A 14288-nucleotide genomic window follows, 5' to 3' on the forward strand; every position below is an offset into this window, starting at 1 on the left:
ACTGTACTTCCCACACTGCTAAGGAAAACACCATGAAAGCTGCCGTAGTGACGAAAAACCATACCGTAGACATTCAGGATAAAGTGCTGCGCCCGCTGAAGCACGGCGAAGCGGCGTTGAAAATGGAGTGTTGCGGGGTGTGCCACACCGATTTGCACGTGAAAAACGGCGATTTCGGCGAGGTGCCGGGCATTACGTTGGGGCATGAGGGCATCGGCGTGGTCTCCGCCATCGGTGAGGGCGTCACCTCGTTAAAAGTGGGTGACCGCGCCAGCGTCGCCTGGTTTTACCAGGGGTGCGGCCACTGCGAATACTGCGTCAGCGGCAACGAGACCCTGTGCCGCTCGGTGAAAAACGCCGGCTACAGCGTTGACGGTGGCATGGCGGAAGAGTGCATCGTGGTGGCGGACTACGCGGTGAAAGTGCCGGACGGGCTCGATTCTTTCGCCGCCAGCAGCATCACCTGCGCCGGCGTCACCACCTACAAGGCGGTGAAGATTTCCGATATCAAGCCGGGGCAGTGGATCGCCATCTATGGCCTGGGTGGGCTGGGTAACCTGGCGTTGCAGTACGCCAAGAACGTGTTTAACGCCAAAGTGATCGCCATCGACGTCAATGATGGCCAGCTGGAGTTCGCCAAACAGATCGGTGCCGATCTGACTATCAACTCCAAAACGCAAAACGCGGAGGAGATCATTCAGCAGCAAACCGGCGGCGCTCACGCGGCGGTGGTGACGGCGGTGGCGAAAGCCGCCTTCAACTCGGCGGTGAATGCGGTGCGCGCCGGCGGTAAAGTGGTGGCCGTGGGGCTGCCGCCGGAGAGCATGGATCTGAGCATTCCGCGCCTGGTGCTGGACGGCATTCAGGTGGTGGGTTCGCTGGTGGGCACGCGCGAAGATCTGAAGGAGGCGTTCCAGTTCGCCGCCGAAGGCAAGGTGACGCCGAAAGTGACCAAGCGGCCGCTAGGGGATATCAACGCCATCTTCGACGAGATGAAGGCGGGCACCATTCGCGGTCGCATGGTGATCGATCTCGGCATGGCGAAGTAGGCCACGCGAAAAAAGAAGGCCACCTGCGGGTGGCCTTCTTGTTATCTCATTACGCTGGCGTCAGAACAGGCCCAGCGGTTTGGCGTCGTAGCTGACCAGCAGGTTTTTCACCTGCTGATAGTGCGACAGCGCCGCCTTGTGGGTCTCGCGCCCGATGCCGGAGTTTTTGTAGCCGCCGAACGCGGCGTGCGCCGGGTACAGGTGGTAGCAGTTGGTCCATACGCGGCCGGCCTTGATCGCACGTCCCATGCGGTAGGCGCGGTTGATGTCGCGGGTCCACAGCCCGGCGCCCAGCCCGAACTCGGTGTCGTTGGCCAGCGCCAGGGCTTCGGCCTCATCCTTGAAGGTGGTGACGCCAATCACCGGCCCGAAGATCTCCTCGCGGAAGAAACGCATGCTGTTGTCGCCGGTGATCAGCGTCGGCTGCAGGTAGAAACCGTTTTGCACTTCGTCGCCGCGCTGAGCGGGCTCGCCGCCCGCAACGATTTTGCCGCCCTCGTTTTTAGCGATGTCGATATAGGACAGGATCTTGTCGTACTGCTGTTTTGACGCCTGGGCGCCGATCATGGTCTCGGTGTCGAAGGGATCGCCCTGGCGGATGGTGGCGATACGCGCCAGCACTTTCTCCATGAACTGCGGGTAGATGGACTCCTGGATCAGCGCGCGTGAAGGGCAGGTGCAAACCTCTCCCTGGTTGAAAAAGCCCAGCACCAACCCCTCAACCGCCTTGTCGATAAACGCCGGCTCCGCCTGCATGATGTCTTCAAAATAAATGTTCGGCGATTTGCCGCCCAGCTCGACGGTGCTGGGGATGATGTTCTCCGCCGCACAGGCGAGAATGTGGCGGCCGACCGGCGTGGAGCCGGTGAAGGCGATTTTTTCGATGCGTTTGCTGCGCGCCAGCGCTTCGCCGGCCTCGGCGCCGAAACCTTGCACCACGTTGAGCACCCCCGGCGGCAGCAGATCGCCGATCTCTTCCATCAGCACGCTGATGCCGAGCGGCGTCTGTTCCGCCGGTTTCAGCACCACGCAGTTACCGCCCGCCAGCGCCGGCGCCAGTTTCCAGGCGGCCATCAGCAGCGGGAAGTTCCACGGGATAATCTGGCCGACCACGCCCAGCGGTTCATAGATATGGTAGGCCACGGTATTTTGGTCGATCTCCGCCGCGGTGCCTTCCTGCGCGCGCAGGCAGCCGGCGAAGTAGCGGAAATGGTCGACCGCCAGCGGCAGATCGGCATTCAGGGTTTCGCGGATCGGTTTGCCGTTGTCCCAGGTTTCGGTCAGCGCCAGCATCTCCAGCCGCGACTCGATGCGATCGGCGATGGCCAACAGCACATTGGCGCGTTCCTGCACGCTGGTTTTACCCCAGGCGTCCGCCGCCGCATGCGCCGCGTCAAGCGCCAGTTCGATGTCTTTGGCGTCGGAACGCGGGAATTCGGCGATCGGCTGGCCGGTCACCGGCGAGGTGTTGGTGAAGTAGTTGCCGGATACCGGTTCGACAAATGCGCCGCCAATGTAGTTGCCATAGCGTTGACGGAACGAAACCAGCGAGCCAGGCAAACCGGGGTGAACATATTTCATGTGAAGCACCTCTCTGCAGATGATAACCGGCGCTATTGCGCTGCGCCTGTGAGTGCGGCCTGTCGCCGCAGCACAGAGAAGCACGCCCCGTGCCAGATTAGCGACGGACGTAGTGTTCGCAAAAAAAGAGCTATTTATTAAAACGTTAAACACTGAGGAGGGTAAGTCAATCGCGCGGTTTCGCGGCCGCCGATGATTTTTTGTGTTCCGTGTCGCAACGCCTGATACACATATGTGATACATATTTGCAACACTTGCAGCCGGGGGGAGAAACGCATGTTGCCTGACGACCGCTTGCTCACTGAGAGCGCCAGTTTGCTGACCCACCCGCTGGCGGAATCCTGGCAGCGCAGCCGAGGTTACGGCCTGACGCGCGCCGATCAACATATCCCGTTTATCAAAGCCGGCCTGCTCGAAGAACTGCGCAACCGCAACGACTGGGTGCCGCAGCGGGTACAGCCGCTGATCGAACAGTTGGGCGCGCAAATTACGCGTCAACCGGCCATCGTGGTGATCGCCGACGCCGACGGGCTGGTGTTGGAAACCCGTGGCAATCACGATTTTCTGCACAAGGCGTCGCGCTTTGCGCTGGCGCCGGGCAACCAGTGGGGAGAAGCGGAGCGGGGCACCAACGCCATCGGCACTGCGCTGGCGCTGGGCGCTTTCTGCGAAGTGCGCGGCGATCAGCATTTTCTCAACCAAAACGCCGGATTGAACTGCACCGCCGCGCCGATCTACCGGCCGGATGGCCATATTGCCGGCATACTGGATCTCTCTGCCCCGGCCCAGCGCCCGTATCCTGATGCGCAGCGTCTGATCATGCAGGCGGTGCGCCATATCGAACATCGCTGGGTCAGAAGCGCGATCGCCGATCGTCACTGGACGCTGCGCCTGCACGCCGACGCTGGCCGCCTGGGCAGCGCGCAGGAACTGCTGCTGGTGTTTCACGACGAAGTGCTGATCGCCGCCAATCGGCTGGCGATGGTCGAGTTCCAACTCTCGCCGGCCGCATTCGGCTCGCTTGAATTCGCTCAGCTGTTCCCCGATCTGTTGCGGCAACCCTCCGGCGCACCGCGCCAGACGCTGGCCGGCAATCAACGGCACTATTATTCGCTGCTCGAGGCGCCCCAGCGTCGCGTCAGCGCTCTGCGTTCGACGCCGCCGGCGGAACGGCACGACGAGCAGCATCAGAAAGCGTTGCGCATTCTCAACGCCGGCCTTTCTCTGTGCGTGACCGGCGAAACCGGCTGCGGCAAGGAGCACTTCAGCCGCCGCCTGTTTCAGGAAAGTCGCTGGCGCAACGGCAACTTCGTGGCGATCAACTGCGCGGCGCTGCCGGAACCGCTGATCGAGTCCGAACTGTTCGGCTATGCGCCGGGGGCGTTTACCGGCGCCAACCCCAAAGGCTATATCGGCAAGATCCGCGAGGCAGATGGCGGCGTGCTGTTCCTCGATGAAATCGGCGACATGCCGGCGGGCCTGCAAACGCGCCTGCTGCGGGTGTTGCAGGAGAAAACGGTCACGCCGCTCGGCAGCCGCAGCGCCTATGCGGTCGATTTTGCGCTGGTTTGCGCGACGCACCACGATCTGCATCGGCAGGTGCAAACGGGGGCGTTTCGCGAAGATTTATTGTATCGCATACAGGAATACAGCCTGCGCATCCCGCCGCTCAGAGAGCGGGCGCAATTGGAGGCGTTCATTCTGCAGCTGTGGCGGGAGCTGGGCGGCGAGCGGCGCGACATTCGCCTGTTGCCGGAGGCGCTGGCGATGCTGGCGCGCTATCCGTGGCCCGGCAACGTGCGGCAATTGTTAAGTACGCTCAAGGTGCTGCTGGCGCTGGCGGACGATCGCGCGGTGATCACCCTGGACGATCTGCCGCAGTCGATCGCGGTGCTGTCGCCGCGCCAGGCATGCGCCGACGCCGGCGGCGAGGATCTGCAGGCGGCGATCGACAGAGCGGGCGGCAATCTCAGCCGGGCGGCGAAGGCACTCGGCGTTTCGCGCAGCACGCTGTACCGCAAGCTGGGGAGACGAAGAGCGGCAGAGGAATGACATTTCTCGATTGACCGGCGATAAGGCCCCGCCTGCGGGGCCTGTTGCTCTCTCAATCCCCCAGTCCCGGCGGGTTAATCTCGGAATGGGCAATCTTCTCGTCGCTCTCCGCCCAGCGATCCAACACCTGCAGATAACTGCCGTTGGCGATGGCGCTGTTGAGCGAAGCCTGCACCGCGTCCACCAGGCCGTTGCCTTTCTTCAGCGTGACGGCGATGTTGGCGGTCTTCGGCCAGCCGCCGGGCACGATGCCCACCAGCCGGGTTTTACCGGTCAGCCGCGCCTGATAAGCGCCGGAGACGTTGGGCCCGAAGGTGGCGTCGGCGCGGCCCGACTGAATGGCCAGCGTGGAGGCGGCCTTATCGGTGACGTACACCGGCTGCAGCGGCGCTAATCCCTTGGCGCGGTTCTCCTTGTCCCAGGCCAGCAGCACCGCTTCCTGATTGGTGCCGGAGTCGACGATGATCTTTTTACCGGCGATATCCGGCGCCGTTTTGATCTGGGTGATTTTACTGTCGGACTTGACGTAGAAGCCCAGCGTATCCTGCCGATAGGTGGCGAAATCGAATTTGGTTTTGCGTTCGTTGGTCACGGTGATGTTGTAAACCGCGGCGTCATATTTGCCGGAGGCCACCCCCAGCGGCCAGTCTTCCCACGACGTGGGCACCAGCCTGAGTTTCAACCCCAAACCGTCGGCCACCAGGCGCGCGATGTCCGCCTCGCTGCCGATCACCGTTTTATTGTCGCGGGCGTACAGGCCGAACGGCGGCCCGCTGCCCAGCAGGGAAATGGCGACCGTCAGCGTGCCGGGTTCCACGAACCGGAAGCCGGCGGGGATTTTGGCCACGGCTTCGGCGCTCTTCACCGTGTGGATCGGCGTTTCGTTGGCGACGAGATCAACGCCCGGTGCGGCGGCGGCGGAAAAACTCAGCAGCGCCGCAATCGCTATCATCTTTTTGCTATCTATCATTATGTTAATTACCTTCATTATTATGGGGGTCACACGGTCGTTGCACTATCTCTAAAGGCTGCGGATCTGTGAACGAACAAAATCAACTAACCAATCTTGGAAAAATCATGAGGCGCCTCTGGCGGCGCTGAATCGATCGAGGATGCACCATGTCGTCGCGTTTCGCTACGTTGGGCCGCATACCGCGCGGCGTGTGGGTATTGGGTGGCGTGAGCTTGCTGATGGACGTTTCCTCGGAAATGATCCATAGCCTGTTGCCGCTGTTTATGGCGACGACGCTCGGCGCCAGCGTGATTGTCATCGGTCTGATCGAAGGGCTGGCGGAGGCGACGGCGTTGATCGTCAAGGTGTTCTCCGGCGTGCTCAGCGATTACCTCGGCAAACGCAAAGGGCTGGCGCTGCTGGGCTACGGGTTGGGCGCCATCAGCAAACCGTTTTTCGCCATCGCGACGTCGTCCGGCATGGTGATGAGCGCGCGCCTGCTGGATCGCGTGGGCAAAGGCATTCGCGGGGCGCCGCGCGATGCCTTGGTGGCCGACGTGACGCCGCCGGAAATTCGCGGCGCGGCTTTCGGGCTGCGCCAGTCGCTGGATACCGTCGGCGCCTTTTTAGGGCCGCTGCTGGCCGTCGGTCTGATGCTGCTGTGGCACAACGATTTTCGCGCCATCTTCTGGGTGGCGGCGATCCCGGCGGCGCTGGCGATTGCGCTGCTGTTCTTCGGCCTGAAAGAGCCGGCCGCCGCGATAACCCACAAGCGCACTAACCCGATCACTCGCGCCAACCTGCGGCTGCTGGGGCGCAGCTATTGGTGGGTGGTGAGCATCGGCGCGATCTTCACGCTGGCGCGCTTCAGTGAAGCGTTCCTGGTGTTGAAGGCGCAGCAAGGCGGCACGCCGCTGGCGCTGATCCCGCTGGTGATGGTCGCCATGAATCTGGTCTACGCCTGCTCGGCCTATCCGTTCGGAAAACTGTCCGACCGCATGAGCCATGAAGGATTGCTGAAAGCCGGGTTGCTGGTGCTGATCGCCGCCGACCTGGTATTGGCGCTGAGCGATCATTGGGGCGGGGTGCTTTTTGGCGTCGCGCTGTGGGGCGTGCACATGGGCATGACCCAGGGGCTATTGGCGGCGATGGTGGCGCATACCGCGCCGGCGCACCTGCGCGGCACCGCGTTCGGCATGTTCAATCTGATCAGCGGCGTGGCGTTGCTGCTGGCGAGTCTCGGGGCCGGAACCCTGTGGGAGCTGTTCGGTTCCGCCTACACCTTCTACGCCGGGGCGCTCATCTGTGTGGTGACGCTTATCGGCATGAAGCTGGCGCCGTTCGGCGAACGGCGGCCGTGAAAGCGGCGGCGCTCAACGCCGCCGCGCGGTTTACGCCGGATGGGCGTCATTCTCGTTGCCGCCAATCGCCAGGTAATCCGTGTAGATTTGCGGCGCGCCGGAGAACGACGCCAGTGTTTTCCACTCGTCGTACATGCGTTCGGTGTCCTGATGCTCGGCAACGAACCTGAGCGCTTGCTCGGTTGAAACATCGAGCTCCGGATGGAACGCGTTGAGCGACGCCAGACTTTCAATGATCAGCATCACCGCGTATTGGTCCAGCCGGTTGCCGCTCTGGCCCTTCAGCAGGTGAAACTTCCAGCCCGGGTAGTCTTCCACGCGGTGGATGTTGTCGGTAATGAACCGTTCAAACTGCTCGGGCGAGACGCCCGCTTTAAGCGCCAGGTTATGAATGCCGATGACACGCTGAATGCTTTCCTTCCCTGGTTCGCTGCGGTAATTGGGACCGGGCGGCAATGAACTGCGGCTATTCTCGGCCACCAGACGGTAACAGGTGTAAAGGGTCGGCAGTTCGGCGAAGGTCGCGAAGGTTTTCCACTCCTCAATCAGCGCGGCGGCCTCCGGACGCTGCCGCCAAAAGGCGTGCGCCTCGTCGGTCAGCTCGCCGTTGCCGTCGATATAGCGCGCGTAGGTGGCGGCGTCTTTAGCCTGATAAACCATCAGGTACTGATTTTCACGCTCGCCGCGCAGGCCGCGCAGCAGCGTCCATCGCCAGCCGGGATAGGCCGGGATGGCGACGCCTTTACGGCGAACGAACGCTTCGAAACGCTCCGAGGCGACGCCCCGTTTCAGGTTGATTCCCACGTAGTGCAGGGAGAAAACCGGTGTGGTTGATGCATGCATTAAACGATCCTCGCAAGTTAAGTTAGTGAGATGTGTTCGTCACGGCTTTGGCGCTGATGCTGACCAGCAACAGGCACAGCAGCGTGCAGCCGAAAGCCAGGGCCAGGCTGGTGTAATTGGCGATAAAACCGATCAGCGCCGGGCCGGTTAATAAGCCGAGATAGCCGACCAGCGTCACGGCCGGAAACGCCTGGCCGGGCGGCACCTGTTTTTGATTGCCGACGGCGTTGAACAGAATGGGAACGATGTTGGCGATGCCCAGGCCGGCGAGCATCAACCCGCCAAAGGCGGCCGATGCCAGAGGGACGGTGACGGTCAACAGCACGCCCGCCGCGGCGCACAGGCTGCCGAGCAACAGAGTGCGAAAGCGCCCGATTGCGCCGATCAGCCTGTCGCCATACAGCCGCCCGCAGGCCACGGCGACGGCGTACAGCGTGAACCCGATCCCCGCTTGAGATTTGGCCACGCCGCGCTCGGCATGCAGGAATAATGCCGACCAGTCGAGCATCGCCCCCTCGGTCAGGAACACGAAGAAACAGAGCAGGGCGATAAACAGGATCTTGCCGTGGGCCAGCGCCCACCGCGCGCCGCCCTGTCGCCGCTCGCCGACGCCGCCGTGCGCCAGTAAATCGCCGGCGACGATCAGCAGCAGGATCGCGATGAGGAGGGCGATCAGGCCGATGGCCTGGGCCGGGGCGAGGCCCGCCAGCAGCAACAGACTGACGCCGCCGGCGCCGGCAATGCCGCCAAGGCTGTAGAAGCCATGAAAACCGGACATTTTCGCCTGGCCGCTCTCCCGCTCGACGATTATCGCCTGTGAGTTCATCGCCACATCCATGATGCCGTTGACGGCGCCAAATACCCCCAATGCCGCCCCCATCAACAGCGGCTCATCGAGTAACGCCAACAGCGGCAAGTCGATGCACAGCAAGGCGCCTGCGCCCAGCAACACGGCGCGGCACCCCAGTTTGGCGATCAGATAACCGGCGAAGGGCATGATCGCCATGGAGCCGGCGGCGAGGCAAAACAGCAGCAAACCGAGCGCGCCGTCATCGATGCCCAATCGCGCTTTCACGAAAGGGATCAACGGCGCCCAGGCGGCCATGCCCAACCCGGCGAGGAAGAAGATCGCTCGGGTGGCGATTTGCCGGCGATGATTCTCTGCGGCCTCGCCGGTTAGCCAAGGCAGCATCATGACGATCGGCTCTGTGCGACGGACAGATAATCGGTATAAATCTGCGGTGAACCGGAAAATGACGCCAGTTGCTTCCACTCTTCATACATTTGCTTAGTGTCGCGATGCGCTTTGGCGAAGGTTGCCGCTTCGGCGGTGGCGATATCGGGCTCCGGATAGAACACGTCCAGCGCCGCCAGGCTGACGATTTCCATCATCACTGCGTACTGGTCGAGCCGATTGCCGCGTTCTCCCTTCAGCAAGTGAAACTTCCAGCCCGGATAATCCTCAATGCGATGGTGATTTTCGGCGATAAAGCGTTCGAATTGCGCCGGGGTCACGCCTTCGCGCAGCGCCAGATTGTGGATGCCGATAATGCGCGCCTCGGGCGGTTCGCCCGGCCGTTCCCGGTAGCGCGGGCCGGGCGGCACGTCGCTTTTTCTGTTCTCAGCCAGCAGGCGATAATCGCTGAACAGCGTCGGCAGCAGGCTGTAGGTGCCCAGTTTTCGCCACTCGGCGAGGATTTCCTGCGCGGCGGCGTGCCGCCGCCAGAATTCGAGCGCGTGCGCCGTTCGCTGCCCGGTGGCGGTGACGTAACGATCGCGCTGCTCGGCGCTGTCAATCTCGTACAGCATCAGGTATTGACCGACGCGTTCGCCGCGCAGGCCGCGCAGCAACGTCCAGCGCCAGCCGGGATAACAGGGGATATGCACGCCTTGCTCGCGCACGAAGGTTTCAAACTGTTGTGGCGTGACGCCGGCTTCGGTATCGATGCCGATGTAATAGAAGCTGAATACCGGTTTGGGATCGGAGACTTTCGTCGTCATCTTTCACTCCTGATTGGCGAATGCGGCGGAAAATTGGGTATTGATAATGGCTTCGACCAGCGTGACGCCGATGGGCGTGAGCGTAACGCACGGGCCATCGACGGTGACCAGCGCTTTATCCACCAGGGTTTTCAACGTGCGGCGGATGACCGGGTTAGCAAACAGGCTGTTGCCGTCAAAGCGCCGTTTAAACACCTGATCGTCCACCGGCAGCAAGGTGGAGAGCGCCATTTTGAAGGCGTTCACTTCACGCTGGATCGGGGAGAAGCCGCGGCTTTCCTCGATGGGCAGGCGGTCTTGGTTGAGCGCCTCCTTGTACTTCTTGTAACCGGTGATGTTGATGGCTTCGGATCGCGTCGATTTGGAGCTGCCGCCCAAACCGATCGCCACTTCCGGATACTGCTTGTCGAGATCGGTGATGAGCGCTTTCCACTTTTCCGGCTGTTGATCATTGCGGTGAAAGTACATGGTGGGGTGTTCGGTATAGCCGCCATTCAGGTAGTTCTCGACCAGCTCGCGCATTTGGTACTGTTTGCCCAGCCCTGGGAAGCGCAGGTTGTTGATGCTGATCAGCCCCTTTTTCTGCCACAGGCTTTCGCGCTCGCCCGAGACGCCGGTGCGATTTTTAATAAACTCATCCATGTGCAGCTTGGTACAGACGACGTGCGACAGATTCAGCTCGAGGGTTTTTTCCATGTCGTATTTCACGTCGTCCACGCTTTGGCCCAGCATGCCGTAAATGAGATCCACGCTGACCCAATCAATGCCGAGCGCGCGCGCATGATGAATGGTCTCCACGCACTCTTCGGCAGAGTGCATGCGCCCGCAGGCGGTGATGATGTCGTCATTGAAGGATTGGGTGCCGAAACTGATTTTGCTGAAGCCGAGCTCTTTCAGCAGCGCCAGATAGGCTTTGTTCAGGGTGCCGGGCTCCCCTTCGAAGCGCAGGGTGGCGTTGGCGAAGTTAAAGTGGCTGAAGTAGAAGGCCATCATGCGGCGCAGTTCCGGCTCCGGCAGCAAGGACGGCGTGCCGCCAAAGACGTTGAATTCGCCGATTTCCACTTCGGCCAGGCTGGGCACGCGCGCCAGCCACATTTGCGCCTCCTTGATGTTGAAATCGACCAAATCGCGGAATACCGCCTGAGAGGCGGGCGCCTTGGGATTGAGTATCACCGTGGGGTACTGACAAAAATGGCAGCGATAGCGACAGGTCGGAATATAGGCCCAGAGATGGATTTTGCCCGCCTGGCGAATGTCGGCCTCCATATCGGCAAAAAACGCGGCCAGCGGGTAGTCGACGAGATCGCCGGGGAACACGTGACAGCCGAACGGATCCTTATGGACGTACTCCAGAAAGGCCCGGTTTTCCGGTTGCGCCAGGAACGCGTTCACCCGCGGCGTGGGATAGTTTTCATCGATATCCAGCAATGAGTGCAAGGCTTCGTCGTTCATCAGAATACCCCTCCGTTGCCGAAATAGTTGTGGGCTTCGCCGGACTCGCGGTCTTCACAGAAGTAATAAACAAAGCGGGTGAAATCCTCGTCTTTGACCGTATCGAAGCAGGCCGGCAATGCGGGTGGGAAGCCGATATCGTCACCGACGGCGCGCCGCATGGCGGCAAACAGCGCATCGCGAAATTCGAGGTAGAGCCGATAGGCGGGGGTTTTGTAGGCATGGATCGGTTTGAAATCGATGATGCGCATCTCGTGTTTCAGTTCGTGAATGCGGCGGTAGAGGCTGTCGGCCAGCGGGCCGGAGAAGAAATCGCGCACTTCGCTGTTTTCCAACAGCAGATACGGATTGAGCAGCACCGGCAGTAAGATATTCTTTGGCGTGTAGTCCTTGACCGAGTAGTCCCAGGCCAGTTTCGCCTCCGCCGGCGTGGCGTCCGCCAGCGCGGTTTTCTGCCGCTCAACGTCCGGCCGGACGTCCTTCATGATAATGATGCCGTCCTTGCCGTAGGCGATGCCGTTGATCACCTCATCGAGAATGGTGTCCACCCGGCGGCTGTTGATCTCAACGTAAGCATGGCGAGCGTAAACCGGCTTGCCGCCGTAGGCGATGACCTTAATGCCGAAGTCCCAGTCGTCGGACAGGTGTTCGACAAAGCGGCCATGGTTGAGCTGGTAGAAGATTTCGATGCCGCCTACCGCGTCATACAGGCTGCGCTCCACCCCGAACCCTTTGCCGTCGGGGAAGCCGCCGAACAGGGAGAACGAAAATTCGCGCAGACGCAGCGTTTTTTGGATCTCGCGGAACAGGTTGGGGCGGTGCTCAAACTCTGCGGGAGGGTAGTAATAGTTGCAGGTGCCCAGGTCGCCTTGTTGCTCGATCATGGTATTCACCAGCTCGTAAAGCCAAAATGCATCCACGGTGCAATCGGCATCGGCGGAAACGATATAGTGCTTGCGTTTATTTCCCAGCCGGCTGTCGCGGGCTTTAGAACGCAGCGACGCATAGTCCATGCCGCGTTTTCTGGCCGAGGAGACACCCTGCACCGTTTCGGCGATAACATGAATGGCCATAGCCGGATGCCTTTCACTAAACGCGTTTATTTTAGCGACGGAATCATCGGTGGAGTTGTTATCAACGACAATCAGTTCGTAAGTGTCGTGGGTGATTAATTCATTCTTGGTGTGTTGATTGAACAGCGAAAGTAAAACCGCCTCAATACGGTCGCTTTCATTATAAACGGGCAGTACGACAGACACAAAAACAGTATCACGCATAGATCCTCCAAGGGCTAATGAAAGTCCACAGTTAGAAATGGCTTGTCTGAAAATGAAATGTCACGTTATTCGATGATTAGCTGATATTTAAGAACTCCATGACGTTGTTGGATAAAATCCGCTTGCCCAGCGCGTAATTCTTTTCCGCCACGCGCTTCATCTGCTCCTTGTTATTAATGAACCGGTAGACTTCCTGGATGAATTCGTCGTTCGGCGGCCCATCCTGTAACTCGGAGATCGGCATGACGGGCGCTTCAAACCCATGCCGGCCGTAGACTTCGTGATAATATTCGTAGCGAGTGGTGATATAGCAACGGCGGCAACTGATCGCTTCGCCGATAGGATTGCCATAGCTATCATAATCATATGAGGTGAGAAAAGAGACCAGGTCGCAAGAGTGATAGAGGTCCTCTATGCAAAACGCGTCGTTTTCCGAGCGCATATCGACATGGGGAAGCATGCCGACGAATTTGACATAGGGGAGAACATTCAGTTCCTGCGCCAATTTGGCGAGTTGCAGATAACATGACGGATTTTCATATTCATTGCCGGCGATCGCCAAATAGGCGCGTCGAGTGTTGTGGTCGCGGATAAATAAATCGTTAAGCCGGCTGATCAGAATAATATCGCGGTCCAATCTTTTCTGAGGGATGATGCGGGTGGTTCTGGCGATGAGAAGATCATTATCGCGAATATTCATCTGCTTTCTGACATTCGTTCTTTCGTGACTGTCCGAGAAGTCATAGGTATTTTTCTTTACCTCGACATGGACATCATGATTGCACCAGGCCTCCAGCTTTTGCTTCAGATCGTGATTGAGCGTGACATAGGTAATGTATTTTGAAGGGATAGGTTTGATGGCGTGAGAATAAGGTGGCGGGCCGTATTTGAGCACCTTTTTTTCGCTGTTCCACATCAGGTCATGATCGCGCCAGATGACGAAACGCGTCAGTCGATAACGTCGGCCATAATCTTCGATCGCCAGATACAGCGCTTTGGTATAGATGATGTTTTCCGGCAGCGTGCCGTTTTCCACCACCACATGGCTGATTGCGAGCGCTTCCCATTGGGCGATGAGGCGATCCGCCAGCTGCCGCGCCGTCAGCGCGATGGTATGCAACAAAGCGGCTTTTTCTTGCTCGTCAATGGGCGTTTTCTGGCCGATCAACGCCGCGTGTGCGTAGTCGAGAAAGGCAGGGTGGTAATCTGGAATCGACGTGATGTCGTCCAGGCGGACCAGCGTAAAGACATCGCGGTAGATGTCATGCTCATGCTGATAGGGTTTATTAAAGTTTCCCTTATCAATCTTGATGTCGTATCCCAGATCTAGATAAGAGCGAAATCCACAGGCTTGCAGTCGCTTGGCAATCTTCATTGCTTCCACCGTGATCCCCGAGACCGAGACGGCATCGAACGAAATGAACATTGCATTCTTCTCTTGCCTTTCGTGCATCGCAGTACCTCCTGCTATTATTTGTAGTGCATTGATTTAAATTAACTATTTCTTAACAAGTCTCCGGTAACGTTCCCAATTGAGTGGAAAAAGAATCGTTTTGACGCTCTGGAATACACTCAAATCTGACAGAACGGAAGCTTAACCGTTCAAAAATGTAAAGATACGTTTATGCTTTGTGAGGGCTCTCACAAATATTCCGGTGCGGGAGGCGTGAAACAAGCAGAGGAAAAGAGGGGGGATCACCCCCCCGAATGTGGGGCATGC

At 59.6% G+C, this 14288-nt stretch carries 11 protein-coding genes; 3 read left to right on the top strand and 8 right to left on the bottom strand.

Going from position 1 to position 14288, the window contains the following annotated elements; translation table 11 throughout:
• The first annotated feature begins 32 nt into the window (after nucleotides 1-32).
• Nucleotides 33-1049 (top strand): alcohol dehydrogenase AdhP, encoded by a 1017-nt coding sequence (adhP, locus tag J9788_RS04160; RefSeq protein WP_182264485.1) that lies wholly within the window; start codon nucleotides 33-35, stop codon nucleotides 1047-1049.
• Between the two features lie 60 nt (nucleotides 1050-1109).
• Here adhP and J9788_RS04165 read toward each other — a convergent pair whose 3' ends face one another.
• Entirely contained in the window at nucleotides 1110-2630 is a 1521-nt protein-coding gene (locus J9788_RS04165) for an aldehyde dehydrogenase family protein (protein ID WP_046898381.1), read from the bottom strand.
• Between the two features lie 276 nt (nucleotides 2631-2906).
• On the opposite strand from J9788_RS04165, the gene J9788_RS04170 reads away from it, so the two are divergent.
• The gene (locus tag J9788_RS04170; protein WP_182264484.1) at nucleotides 2907-4682 is read left to right on the top strand and encodes a sigma-54-dependent Fis family transcriptional regulator; all 1776 of its coding nucleotides are present in this window, start codon (nucleotides 2907-2909) and stop codon (nucleotides 4680-4682) included.
• Nucleotides 4683-4734: 52 nt separating this feature from the next.
• On the opposite strand, the gene J9788_RS04175 is transcribed toward J9788_RS04170, so the two are convergent.
• On the bottom strand, nucleotides 4735-5652 hold the full coding sequence (locus tag J9788_RS04175) for an ABC transporter substrate-binding protein (protein ID WP_139285524.1): 918 nt from the start codon (nucleotides 5650-5652) through the stop codon (nucleotides 4735-4737).
• A gap of 149 nt (nucleotides 5653-5801) precedes the next feature.
• On the opposite strand from J9788_RS04175, the gene J9788_RS04180 reads away from it, so the two are divergent.
• Entirely contained in the window at nucleotides 5802-6995 is a 1194-nt protein-coding gene (locus J9788_RS04180; protein WP_182264483.1) for an MFS transporter, read from the top strand.
• Nucleotides 6996-7025: 30 nt separating this feature from the next.
• Here the strand turns inward: J9788_RS04180 and J9788_RS04185 are convergent, their stop codons facing one another.
• The 6 genes from J9788_RS04185 to J9788_RS04210 all read right to left on the bottom strand — a co-directional run bounded on the left by J9788_RS04185 (nucleotide 7026) and on the right by J9788_RS04210 (nucleotide 14021).
• Nucleotides 7026-7838 (bottom strand): hypothetical protein, encoded by an 813-nt coding sequence (locus J9788_RS04185; RefSeq protein ID WP_046898377.1) that lies wholly within the window; start codon nucleotides 7836-7838, stop codon nucleotides 7026-7028.
• A gap of 22 nt (nucleotides 7839-7860) precedes the next feature.
• A complete protein-coding gene (locus J9788_RS04190; RefSeq protein WP_182264482.1) occupies nucleotides 7861-9033 on the bottom strand; it encodes an MFS transporter in 1173 nt (390 codons plus the stop codon).
• A complete protein-coding gene (locus tag J9788_RS04195; RefSeq protein ID WP_046898375.1) occupies nucleotides 9030-9839 on the bottom strand; it encodes a hypothetical protein in 810 nt (269 codons plus the stop codon). The genes J9788_RS04190 and J9788_RS04195 overlap by 4 nt, the downstream gene beginning before the upstream one ends.
• 3 nt (nucleotides 9840-9842) lie before the next feature.
• On the bottom strand, nucleotides 9843-11291 hold the full coding sequence (locus J9788_RS04200; protein WP_182264481.1) for a radical SAM protein: 1449 nt from the start codon (nucleotides 11289-11291) through the stop codon (nucleotides 9843-9845).
• On the bottom strand, nucleotides 11291-12568 hold the full coding sequence (locus tag J9788_RS04205) for a glycosyltransferase family 2 protein (RefSeq protein WP_046898373.1): 1278 nt from the start codon (nucleotides 12566-12568) through the stop codon (nucleotides 11291-11293). The genes J9788_RS04200 and J9788_RS04205 overlap by 1 nt, the downstream gene beginning before the upstream one ends.
• A gap of 76 nt (nucleotides 12569-12644) precedes the next feature.
• A complete protein-coding gene (locus J9788_RS04210) occupies nucleotides 12645-14021 on the bottom strand; it encodes a glycosyl transferase family 2 (RefSeq protein ID WP_182264480.1) in 1377 nt (458 codons plus the stop codon).
• Nucleotides 14022-14288: the final 267 nt, after the last annotated feature.

Source organism: Serratia sp. X10, from assembly GCF_017811775.1.
GTDB classification, from domain to species: Bacteria; Pseudomonadota; Gammaproteobacteria; order Enterobacterales; family Enterobacteriaceae; genus Serratia; species Serratia ureilytica.

What these genes read in the sequence shown, in the direction of transcription:
- adhP (WP_182264485.1), top strand. Translation starts at nt 33, where the DNA reads ATGAAAGCTGCCGTAGTGACGAAAAACCATACCGTAGACATTCAGGAT.
- J9788_RS04165 (WP_046898381.1), bottom strand. Translation starts at nt 2,630, where the DNA reads ATGAAATATGTTCACCCCGGTTTGCCTGGCTCGCTGGTTTCGTTCCGT.
- J9788_RS04170 (WP_182264484.1), top strand. Translation starts at nt 2,907, where the DNA reads ATGTTGCCTGACGACCGCTTGCTCACTGAGAGCGCCAGTTTGCTGACC.
- J9788_RS04175 (WP_139285524.1), bottom strand. Translation starts at nt 5,652, where the DNA reads ATGATAGATAGCAAAAAGATGATAGCGATTGCGGCGCTGCTGAGTTTT.
- J9788_RS04180 (WP_182264483.1), top strand. Translation starts at nt 5,802, where the DNA reads ATGTCGTCGCGTTTCGCTACGTTGGGCCGCATACCGCGCGGCGTGTGG.
- J9788_RS04185 (WP_046898377.1), bottom strand. Translation starts at nt 7,838, where the DNA reads ATGCATGCATCAACCACACCGGTTTTCTCCCTGCACTACGTGGGAATC.
- J9788_RS04190 (WP_182264482.1), bottom strand. Translation starts at nt 9,033, where the DNA reads ATGATGCTGCCTTGGCTAACCGGCGAGGCCGCAGAGAATCATCGCCGG.
- J9788_RS04195 (WP_046898375.1), bottom strand. Translation starts at nt 9,839, where the DNA reads ATGACGACGAAAGTCTCCGATCCCAAACCGGTATTCAGCTTCTATTAC.
- J9788_RS04200 (WP_182264481.1), bottom strand. Translation starts at nt 11,291, where the DNA reads ATGAACGACGAAGCCTTGCACTCATTGCTGGATATCGATGAAAACTAT.
- J9788_RS04205 (WP_046898373.1), bottom strand. Translation starts at nt 12,568, where the DNA reads ATGCGTGATACTGTTTTTGTGTCTGTCGTACTGCCCGTTTATAATGAA.
- J9788_RS04210 (WP_182264480.1), bottom strand. Translation starts at nt 14,021, where the DNA reads ATGCACGAAAGGCAAGAGAAGAATGCAATGTTCATTTCGTTCGATGCC.